The sequence below is a fragment of the Stieleria sp. genome (genome assembly GCF_041595215.1).
GTDB classification, from domain to species: Bacteria; Planctomycetota; Planctomycetia; order Pirellulales; family Pirellulaceae; genus Stieleria; species Stieleria magnilauensis.
On record NZ_JBFHKV010000261.1, the window covers coordinates 1 to 8,907 of the forward strand.

Annotated in this window: 5 protein-coding genes; all 5 read right to left on the minus strand. The window is 57.8% G+C overall.

Annotated features, from left to right (window positions below):
- Positions 1 to 322: 322 nt before the first annotated feature.
- On the minus strand, positions 323 to 1,738 hold the full coding sequence (locus tag ABX749_RS12205) for a UdgX family uracil-DNA binding protein (protein ID WP_372896229.1): 1,416 nt from the start codon (positions 1,736 to 1,738) through the stop codon (positions 323 to 325).
- A 9-nt stretch (positions 1,739 to 1,747) separates the two neighbouring features.
- Entirely contained in the window at positions 1,748 to 3,001 is a 1,254-nt protein-coding gene (locus tag ABX749_RS12210; protein ID WP_372896230.1) for a putative DNA modification/repair radical SAM protein, read from the minus strand.
- Positions 3,002 to 3,690: 689 nt separating this feature from the next.
- Positions 3,691 to 4,848 (minus strand): Wadjet anti-phage system protein JetD domain-containing protein, encoded by a 1,158-nt coding sequence (locus ABX749_RS12215; RefSeq protein WP_372896231.1) that lies wholly within the window; start codon positions 4,846 to 4,848, stop codon positions 3,691 to 3,693.
- Complete coding sequence (locus ABX749_RS12220) at positions 4,845 to 8,252, minus strand: ATP-binding protein (protein WP_372896232.1); 3,408 nt, start codon at positions 8,250 to 8,252, stop codon at positions 4,845 to 4,847. Before ABX749_RS12220 ends, ABX749_RS12215 begins: the two co-directional genes overlap by 4 nt.
- Positions 8,245 to 8,907 (minus strand): DUF4194 domain-containing protein (locus ABX749_RS12225; RefSeq protein ID WP_372896233.1); only part of this gene is annotated, 663 nt, incomplete at its 5' end. The genes ABX749_RS12220 and ABX749_RS12225, both read right to left, overlap by 8 nt.

The following is an 8,907-nucleotide window of genomic DNA, read 5'->3' on the forward strand; positions in this document are numbered from 1 at the left end:
GATTGGATCTTGCCATCGCAGAGTCTCCCCAACTCGTTTCAGGAAACTGCTGCGGGATTGAGGATCTTTCTCAACCATTCGCAGCGAAACTAACGAGTAATCGTGATACTCTGCCTAACTACACCCATTCCACCCGAATGGTCCTTGGAAGTCAAGTAAAAAAATGACGAACAAGCGTGCGAGATCTTGCTGGGACAGACCCCGAATCTTGGACACGTTCGAATTAATCCTTTGGGGTCTGTCCCCGTTCGAATTCCCGGTGAGTTGTTACGGTGAGTCGGGGTCTGTCCCCGGTGAGTCGGGGTCTGTCCCCGGTGGGTTGTTAGGTTGGGGGGCGGGTGGGGTGGATGCGTGTCAGGTCGTCGATGAGTTGTTGTTGCATTTCGGTTCGGCGGCGTGCGTCGGGCATGCGGAGGATCGCCGCGGGATGCCAGGTGGCCATCGTGCGATCGCACCAATCGGTCGCGCGGATCTCGCCGCGGTGCTTGGAGACTTGAAAGTCGCGTCCAAACAGTGCTTGCGATGGCGTTGCTCCCAAACAGAGAATCGCAACGGGTTGGATCAGCATCAGTTCCGCTTCCAACCACGGCCGACAGGCAAACACTTCACGTGCGTTCGGCTTTTGATGCAGTCGACGTTTGCCGCGGGACGTCGGCGGTTCGGTGAACTTGAAATGCTTGACGACATTGGTCAGATAAACATCACTGCGGCGGATCCCGGCTTGGCTCAATGCGTCATCGAGCAGCTTGCCGGCCGGACCGACGAAGGGGCGTCCGTCCAGATCTTCTCGATCCCCCGGCTGCTCGCCTACCAAAACGATCCTGGCATCCGGTGGCCCCTCGCCGAACACCGGTTGTGTCGCGTGTTGGTGCAGATCACACGCGTGACAGCCGACCACCGCTGCGCGCAACGATTCCAAGTCGATTCGCTCGGGCATGTAATGCATGGCCGTCTCCGCAAAGCCCTCGTTCTGATCCACCATCGCAGCCACCCGCTCGGGCGCAGATTGCAACAAATCGTCGATCAGCGACGTTTCCGGCAGCGTCGGCCAATGGCGCACCGGCATCTCTCGTTTCATCGTGTCGACTTTCACGCGGGCCGGGTTGAAGATCGATGCGTAGTACGTTTTCCAAAGCTCTTCCAACGCATCATCGTCGGGGGCGTCGCTGACAGGGATACCGGGGCCGTACTGCAGTGACGTCTGGTCCCAGGTCACCGATTCGTCGGGCGTGAGGATTGACCAATTCATGCCGCTGAATCGGCGGCTAAAGAACGGGGCGGCTAAGCGGACAATGCGATGATCAGGCCGGTGCCACGCGACGTAAACCGCTCGTCCGTCCGAATCGATCACTTTGCGAAACCGCACGAACGCCTTCATCTTGTGAACGTCTCGCGTGACCGCTTTCCGCATCGTCATCAATGCGTCTACGTCCTCGTCGGTTGTGATCTGCAACAGATGACGTTCGCCATGCATCAGACGCCACAAGGTCCGGTAGAGCAACGACCAACGCGTCCCGACGCGGTGACAGGCGACGGTCCTGGCCAAGTCCAAAAACGCCTTGGGGACGGTGAAGGAAGCTTGTGTCGCGGGAAGTTCCGCATCCCCATTTGAATCGAACAAAGAAAGTTGCTCGTCGTCCGCCATCCAAGCCACCTGCTCCGGCGGCACATCGGAGAGAAGCAACCGCCGCGCTTCGGTCCGCCACTGGTCGAACGTCTGGACCTTCACAAACCGCATGACGTGAACTTAGACCTCGCCGGTCAGTGCGGATTGGCGGGTGTCGAACAACATCAGTTGTGTCGGTTTGGGTTGTGCTCGCTTGCGGAGATCGGCTTTGTCCAAATTGGCCAGTTGGGGATTGTGGTCCGCGGTCAACACAAAGTACTTGGCCCGGTTCCAAGCGACGCGAAGTTTCTTCAGGTCTTCGCTGCGCAAGTGCTTGTGTCGGCGAATGCCTAAAATCCGTTTGACACTTCGCGCGCCGATGCCGGGAATCCGCAACAGTTCTTCGCGGCTGGCACGATTGACATCCACCGGAAAGAAATGCCGATTGGCGAGAGCCCAGGCCAGTTTCGGATCGATATCGAGCGAAAGATTCTGATCGGCCTCGGCGACAATCTCACTCGCGTCGAAACCATAGAACCGCATCAGCCAATCGGCTTGATAAAGACGATGTTCGCGGACCAGCGGGGGTGATTGGCCGGGCAACCGGGCATCGGCATGCGGGATGGGACTGTAGGCCGAGTAATAAACACGACGAAGGTTCTGTCCATCGTAGAGCTGTGACGCCGTCTTCAGGATTTCGACGTCGGGCGTGTCCGTCGCTCCGACGATCATCTGCGTGCTTTGCCCGGCCGGTGCAAAGTTTGGCGGATGAAGCCCCGCATTTTGATCGTCTTTGGTTTCGTCGATCTTTTGTCGAATCCCCTGCATGGCGTCGACGATTTGTGGTTTCTTCTTCTCCGGAGCAAGTTTTTGAAGGTCGCCTTCGGTCGGCAGTTCAATGTTAACGCTCAACCGGTCAGCCCAGAGGCCGGCTTCTTGAATCAGTGCCTGCGAGGCGTTGGGGATGGTTTTCAGATGGATGTATCCGCCGTAATGTTCATCCGTTCGCAACTTCTTCGCGACCGAAATCAGTTGCTCCATCGTGTAATCGGATGTCTGAATGATGCCGGAACTAAGGAACAGCCCTTCGATGTAGTTGCGTTTGTAAAACTCGATCGTCAACGAGACCACTTCGTCGACGGTGAATCGAGCCCGCGGCGTGTCGCTGGAGATTCGGTTGACGCAATATTGACAATCGTAGATGCAATAGTTCGTCAGCAAGATTTTCAGCAACGAGATGCATCGACCATCCGGCGTGTAGCTGTGGCAGATGCCCATCCCCTCGGTGCTGCCGATCTTGCTGCCGGCCCGCGTGGACTTGGAGCCGCTACTGGCGCAGGAGGCATCGTATTTGGCCGCGTCGGCGAGAATCGCAAGTTTGTCACGAACATCCATTTCCGCCACGGCAGAACCAGAGAGATGATTGGGAAGAGGGTTTTACATGGATACGATAGGCGTGTGGCAAGCCGGTCGGATGGAAGGTGCACGCGGCCTGAATGGGTTCGTTGCGGCGGGCAATTGTTCAGCGGTGACCGTCGACCCTCCCCTCGCTTCGCTCGACCCTCCCTGCCAGGGCATTGGTATCTACACATCTATTGCATGTCAGGATCGGTCAACGGCCATACACAAATGCTCGTCAAAAGCGCAGGTTGTGCATGGCCTTTGGCCAATTTTACTTCATTGCGATGAGGTTCCTGGGGCGGCGCAACCCTCGCAAATGCTCGGTTTGCTTGCCCCAGGCTATGGATATGCATGCCCTTTGGGCAAAAAGCGACTTGTGTAGATACCAATGCCCTTTGGGAGGGTCACGGAGGAGTTTGCGACGACGCGGGGAGGGTCCTTTGGCGTCGTTGTTGGCATCGGTGGGTGCGGGGTCGTGGAAACCCTCCCCTCGCTTCGCTCGACCCTCCCTGCCAGGGAGGGTGACTTCCAAGCCTGCACGACCGTTTTTCTCCGAGAGAGAGAACCGTCGGTGGGTCTGTGCAAACGCGATGGAGGCGATGGACACCTTGCCTGTACGGTCAGCTCCAATTGCGAACGAAGACCCGAAGACCCACCGATAGCCCGCGTTTAACAGACCCACCCTACACTTGAAGCAGCTCCACCAGCCGCTGCATCGGCAGGTGTTCTTGTTCGATCCGTCGATTGGTTCGGCAAACCCTCTCGTAACACTCTCGTTCGTCGTCGCTTAGATGGGGCAGTTCTCGCGTCTGCGAACCATTGCCGGCCGTGACCAAGTCCTGAAATTGATCGAACACACTTCCGTCCATCAACAGGCTTTGCACGCCGGGCAGCGCTTGCCGTAATCGGTCCAAGATGACAAACCCATCGGCGTCAATGTCTCCCCAGTAAAACACAGGATTCTCATGGAGCCATCGGACGTCTGCCAATTGAGTCACTCCGTTGCCCAGACCACCCAGCGCCACACCGCGTTTCATCTTCGGCAGCGACAACAGATTGATTTTGTTTTCGACGATCAAAATTTTCGCATCGGTCACCGGCAATTGCGAAAGCGACTCCGCAGGCAGCGACAATTCGTCAAACGGCAGCCCGAGTTCGGATTGCAAGGCGTCATCGAGAATTCGCAGCAAGAAATGCGGACGGGCGTAGCGTAATCCGTAGCGCGGTTCAAACGCGTCATAGCCGTAGCGATGGTCGATGGTGTGCGGTGGCATGACCAGATCCAGCCACGTTGCCAGTCGACGCCGGTGTGTTTCCAGCAGTTTGGTGGACACCGCCAGCGGCAATTCGCGGGCGAAACAATCCGGACGCGGATGCGATTGGAAATAGTCCACGATGTCCAACAACCCTTCCAAATCGTCTGCGAGCTCCAACAACTGCTTCCAGTTACCGCGTTGCATCAGCCAGGGCACCAGTTCCGGCTTGCGGCGGCGAAGGGTTTCGGTTGCCCGACAGAACGTGGTCCACTGCGGCGCCCATCCGGCCAAGTGGACCAGATCCTGCATTGAATCAATCACGATCGCGGTGGGAAATTGATTCAGCCCATGCGTTCGGCTACGACGCGATTCGTATTGGACGGTGTAACCCTTGCCGGTGATGTCTTTCGATGCTTGACGCAGTCGGTCGACTTGTTCGATTGCGGCGGCGTGATCCTTAGGAAGAGAAAGGTTGGCTGGCACACGATGCGGAAAGAACGCGTCCAGCTGACCCGACAACCACGCCTTGACCGCCTTGGGGTAAATCCGTTTCGCTTTGTCGGCGATCGCTTCGGGCGTGATCATCCGTTTGTCTTTTCCTCGCCCTGGACAGCCCGGTATTGTTCGGCCGTCAAGCTGATCAGCTCGCTGCGGTTGGTGTCGGGATCTTTGATGATGTGTCCGTACATCCCGACATAGCTTTCGGTGATCCTGGCCTTGGCATCCAAGGGCGCGACGATTGCCAACTGCAACCCGAAGCGGGCGAACAAGTTCAGCGCGTACTTGGCCCGCGTGTCGTCGCTGCGGGAGAACATTTCGTCGACCATGACAAAATGAAAACGATCGCTGTCGGGATCATCGGGTCGCAAGTCGTATTGATAGGCAATCGCGGCGACCAACACCAAAAACGCCAGCTTGCCTTTTTCACCACCGGATTGGCCGGTGCCGCCGTCGTAGTAACTGCCGGGATCGCCGCTGGCGGCATCGTACTCGCGAGCGGCGAACTTGAACCAATTTCGCACGTCGATGACCTTTTCGCGCCAGCGCAGGTTGGCATCGTCTCGCAATCGTCCGACGAGCTTTTCGATGCGATTGAACGTGGCTTCGTTGGCATCGTCCGTTCCGCCCAGCGTGCCTTCCAAGCAACCGGCCAAATCGCGGCGAAAGTCACGGATTTCCGCGTCGGTGGTCTCGCTCGGTTCCAGCCGCATGTAGGTTCCCGGTCTCCAATCGAGTCGTCGCAGGGCTTCGTTGAGGACCTCGATCTTACTGCGAATCTCTTCGCGTTCGTCTTCTAGTGAACCGTGCAGCAAGCCGATTTCCTGCAACACCTTTTCTTTCAATCGTTGGCGAAAGCGACGTTCATGCCTGGGCAAATCGTCTTGGATGATACGTTGTTGCAGCGTCTCGAAATCGGGCAGCGACTGCGGTGTCGGACTCAATTCGGACTCAAAGACCGGGAACTTCGTCAGCAATCGACCCATCGCCCGGGTCAGGTCGTCGCGAATGGGGCTGACACGTTTTTCTCGATCGCTGACCTGAGCGGAAAGCTGATGAGTGACTTCGGTCGGCAACCGCCCCATGTTTTCGATGGTCAGCTTTCGGTCGCCCAGTTGCGCGTTGATTCCGTCGAAGTGTTGTTGTGCGCGATCAAGGCTACCGTCGTCACGGGCCGCGGCCAGTCCGGACTCGACCGATTGCAGCGTGCGGTTGCCGTTGTCGAGCTGATGCTGTGTTTTAGATCGTTCGTCGAAGTTGCGATCACGGTCCGACCCCAGCCCCTCGATCTCGGCTTTCACGTCAGCCAACTTGGCTTTCAGTTCTTTGACGCGATCATTGGACGCTTCCAGTTTCGCTTTTTCCAGCCGCAACTGCGAGGCATCGAACTCATGGCGATGATCATCCAACGCGTCGAAATCCGTCATCACGGCCAGTTCGTCGAGAACGGTCAGTAGTGACGTGGCTTGATCGCTGGTTCGGCGAAGCGACGTGATCTGTGACTGCAGCGTTGCGATTTGAATCTGCTGGTCGCGAATCGATTGTTCCAGCGCTTCACGTTTTGCGCGGTTGTCCCAGCCGAGGACGAAGTGTCGGCGATCGTCTTGGCGACTGCGATCGTCTTTGGCGTGTTGGCGATGATTTTGTTTGACGTGTCGATGGATGGTCATCGCCCGTCGGTTGGCCATTTGAAACTCTGCGATCGTTTCACATGCGAGGTGATCGAAGCGATGCAAAATTTCACCGCGGACATAGGACGCCAGTGGATGGTCATCGCGATAGTGCAACATCTCCGGCAACGACAATTCATCGACAACCGGGGCGGTGGGCGATGCCGTCAGTGCGACACGGTCGTAGGTCAATCGCAGCCCGCGACCGCGGCCATCGATCAGACGTTGGGCGTCGACGTAACCGGATACTTTGGCGTACAGATCGTCCGGTACCAAGAGTGTGCGTGCGAAGGAATGCAGGACCTGTTCGATCGACGCTTCCCAGCGGGCGTGCTCGGGGTTTACGGTGATCAACTCGGCTGCAAAGGGAAGATCCGAGGGAGATAATTTGAAGGCGGCACAAATCGCCGCGCGGACTTCGATGAACGCGTCGGGTAAGTTGCCCTTGCGGCGCCGCAGCGATTCCAGCTCCGATGCATCTTCATCGAGTTGGTTCCGCAGGACACCCAGTTCGTAATCGCAGCGACTGAGTTGTTCGGTGGCCGTCTGCCGACGTTCCACCAGCGTTTGACGGGTCTGCGAAATGTGCTGGTGCGCCTTTTCAAGCTGTGGGGCGCTGTTGATGGCGATCTGAATTCCGGCTTGTTTCAGTTTTGCTTCGAAGATCAGACGTTTTTCTCGTTTCGATTTCGCCTGCTGTTCCTCCGCGGCGATCAAGTCCGGCAGTCGTTGCAACCGGGCTCCGCCGCTGTGGGCGATCTCGTGTTCCAGCCGCGCCGAATCGCTGCGTCTGGCGTTGAGCGACGCGTCGAGCAGTTCGATCTCTTGGTCCAGATGTTCGATCCGCAGTTTCCATTGTTCACACAGCGGGCGTAGCAGGTCGGCGATCGCAGTGTCGAAAAACAACGGTGCCGATTCGTGTTGGTCGCGGGCTTGTTGCAGTTGATCGTTGGCGGTTCGGTAACGGCGACCGGTCTTGATGATGGGCGCCAACAACTCGGATTGTTGACGTACTTGAACGAGGGCGCGGTGTGCTTCGCTGAGTTCGGCGAAATGCTGCAACAAACTGGAAACCTTGTCGTTCCAAGGTTTCTTTTCCAGCATGTGGTCACGAATGAACTGATCGAGGCGTTGGACATCTTTGACCGCGACGGTTTGATTGAAGATGTCCATCGCCTTGGGGCGAAACTTGACCTGTCGTTGAAACCAGCCGTGGTACTGTTTGTAGCTTTCGGTGACTTGGAATCCACGATCGGTCAGGGCGGACTTGATATCGCTGCCGGACTTCAATCCGCCCAGATCACCGGCGATGCTGCGTGCTTGGGCGTCGAATGCGTAGTAGATTTTTCGATCACCCGAGGCGGTCAGGTACATGACCTGACAGAGTGTGAATTGTTTGCCCGAGCTGCCGCTGGCAAAGGTCGCCAGCAGCGCGGTGTAAAACCCGCTTCCATCGCGAAGGTATTGGATTTGTGGTTTCTCGTCGCGGCCGGCGGTACGGTCGTAGGCGCCGCGAATGTAGGTCCGTTCGTCGCGTTCTTTCTTGGTGGCCCCCGCGGCGACGTTGTAGTTGCGAACACCGGGACGAACCAGCAGCGTCAGCATCGCGTCGACAAGCGTCGATTTGCCGGCGCCGTTTTCACCGACCAGCAGCGACGTGGCACCGTGGGGCTTGAACGAATGGACTTGGCCATCGAAGGTTCCCCAGTTGAAGACTTCGAACGTGGACAGCCGAAAGCCGCTTGGTCGCGGCGTTTCGGCGGCGTCCTCGCCGATGTCAAAGAGCGACACGGGGCGTGGCTGCGACGTGGATTCAGTCATCGGTCGCCTCCAAGGCGTCGTCCGGTTCCACGTCCGCGGACTGTTCTTCCCGGCGTTTCAGTTCCGCCGTCAGATCCGTCCGCAGCCGTTCCAGTTCTGCCAGCGGCAACCTGGCTTTGAGAATGCGGCGAATTTCCCAACTGGGCGGTTGTTTCTCGAAACGCCTAACGTACTTGAGTTCCTCCAGTTTTCGCAGTTGGCCACCCAGGTTGCGATTGGCGCGAACGGCGTCTTCGTTTCCGGGGACAAGCGATTGCCAGATTTCCAACAGCGACGCCTGGGAAATGACGCAGCGGTCGTCGCGATGGATTTCTTCTTCAAAGCGGCGCAGCTCGTCGCGTAGCAGCACGCACAGCAACGAGGCTTCGAAGCTCAAGCGGATGCTGCGGAACAGTTTGGGAATCGACGGATAGTCCGGCGGCAAGACTTCTGGTTCGATCTGCCGCAGGTACGCCATGCCGTCCTCTTCGTTGACGATCAACATCAATCCGATCCGGGCGAAGTAATCGCTCAGCGGCGTCACACCGGACAGAATCCGTTCCCAGGTGTCGCCGGCGTCATCGTGATAGACGATGCCCTGCAGCAATCGGACGGCGGCGGGCGCCCAGGGGACCGGAGGCGGCAGCGAGTCGGGGTCCAAGGATTCGTGTTTGGA